We start from the raw sequence: 1,562 nt of genomic DNA, 5'->3' as shown, positions 1-1,562 counted from the left end.
AAAAAAAAAGACACGAAAAAATCGTGCCTTTAGTTTGTATCTTTTAAAAGACTTAAGCCTGAGTTTCTTCAGTTCCTTCTGCCTCAGCAGTTGGTTCTTCAGTAGCTTCAGTAACTTCTTCTGCAGGAGCGTTTGCGGCCTCTTCAGCAGCTTTGGCATCAGCCTCAGCCTGTGCAGCAGCAGCTACTCTTGCATCGTTTACTTTTTGCTCAGCTTCCAAAGCAGCTTTCTTAGCATCAGCTTTAGCTGTAGATAAACCTTCTACTTTCCCCTGTACTTTAGCATCTTTTTCAGACAACCAAGCATTGAATCTCTTCTCAGCTTCAGCCTCGTCAAAAGCTCCTTTAGCAACACCACCTTGTAAGTGTTTTTTGTAAAGTGCACCTTTGTAAGAAAGGATTGCTCTTGCCGTATCAGTTGGCTGAGCACCGTTGTTTAACCACTTTACAGCAGAATCAACGTTCAAATCAATGGTAGCAGGGTTAGTAATTGGGTTGTAAGTTCCGATCTTTTCGATGAATCTACCATCTCTTCTTGATCTTGAATCTGCAACTACGATGTGAAAGAAAGGTTTCCCTTTAGATCCGTGTCTTTGTAATCTGATTTTTACTGACATAATGTTTGAATTTTATGGGAACTCGTCCCGATTAAATATTTAAGTGTGCAAAGATAGGAAAAAAGTTCAATATTCAGGATTTAATATTAAAAATTTCACAACATATCTAATCTCAAATTTCAAATCGTCCATTTCAAATCATCAGGAGCCGGGAACCTGCTGTTCGCTGTATCTTTTGTGTAGCGGTCTCCTCTCCGTTCCGTCCGCCACACAAAAGGATGTCGCTGCCATCAGGGCTATGACACTACCCCGCTTAAATTCAAAAGTATTTACTTCTTAACAATTTCCCGATCTGTTAAATTGGTAAACCGCTAAATTTCCGCCCTTATTTATTGCTACACTGTTACATTGCTACATTGCTACATTGCTACACTGTTACATTAATCCAAATTGCCCATATAAAAAAGCCCTAAACATTTCTGGTTTTCCTCAATGGTCAAAGACTCTTTCAAATGATCAACAATTTTCGGTGAACTCCAGTAGCAGCCTACTCCATTCGCTGTGCAGGTAAGATACATATTCTGTACAGCCATAGAAACCGCAGCGATTTCTTCCCATTCAGGAACCATTCCGCTGAAATTGACAACGATGGAAACCACAGCGTCTGCTTTATTGATTTTAAAACCGATATCCTGATATTTTTTTTCGAGAAAAGTCTGTGGAGCCTGCGTGGACTTGTAAATTTCCTGCATTTCAAAAGCCAGATTTGCTTTTTCTTCACCCTGAAAAATTTTAAAACGCCATGGTTTTGTCCGTTTATGATTGGGAGCAAACGTCCCCGAATTTAGAATTTCTTCAATGATTTCCTGTGAGATTTCTGTTTCAGCATAATCTTTAGGAAAAATGCTTTTTCTCTGCTCTATGATTTCTTTTAAAACTTCTGCTTTATTCATGAAGACAAATTTACGGAAAAAGCGGGAAGATAGAAGCGGGTGACGAATGTTTT

General features: G+C 39.2%; 2 protein-coding genes. Both read right to left on the bottom strand.

The window, feature by feature from the left end; translation table 11 throughout:
• Window positions 1-52: 52 nt before the first annotated feature.
• On the bottom strand, window positions 53-616 hold the full coding sequence (locus ASG21_RS05890; RefSeq protein WP_056076991.1) for a 30S ribosomal protein S16: 564 nt from the start codon (window positions 614-616) through the stop codon (window positions 53-55).
• Between the two features lie 380 nt (window positions 617-996).
• Window positions 997-1,509: a nitroreductase family protein gene (locus ASG21_RS05885; protein WP_056076989.1), complete on the bottom strand. Its 513-nt coding sequence runs from the start codon at window positions 1,507-1,509 to the stop codon at window positions 997-999.
• Window positions 1,510-1,562: the final 53 nt, after the last annotated feature.

Origin of the sequence: Chryseobacterium sp. Leaf394, from assembly GCF_001424105.1 — a bacterium.
In the GTDB taxonomy this organism is placed as follows: domain Bacteria; phylum Bacteroidota; class Bacteroidia; order Flavobacteriales; family Weeksellaceae; genus Chryseobacterium.
This window is presented reverse-complemented; position numbering and strand designations above follow the sequence as displayed.